Genomic DNA, 234 nt, shown 5'->3' on the forward strand with positions numbered 1-234 from the left:
ATCGAATGTCCACTTACCATTCGCGTCAACGCTAAACGTACCCAAGTCATCATTGGTGTTCGCTTCCACGGTCCACGTATGCGTGTCTAGTGTATCGACATCTTCAAGGACTAAATCGCCGGTCGCACTTTCTGTTGCTCTGTGCTCAACCGCCCCTGCGATCACTGATGTATCGGTGATGTCAGGGAGATCGTTGGTGCCCGTCACTTCAACGGTGACGGTATGTGTTACGGT

Annotated in this window: 1 protein-coding gene; it reads right to left on the bottom strand. The window is 51.7% G+C overall.

Annotated features, from left to right (window positions below):
• A partial coding sequence (locus tag A6E03_RS07730; RefSeq protein ID WP_218060160.1) for a VCBS domain-containing protein occupies positions 1-234 on the bottom strand: 234 nt, incomplete at both ends.

This window comes from Aliivibrio sp. 1S128 (assembly GCF_001691065.1).
Taxonomy (GTDB): Bacteria; Pseudomonadota; Gammaproteobacteria; order Enterobacterales; family Vibrionaceae; genus Aliivibrio.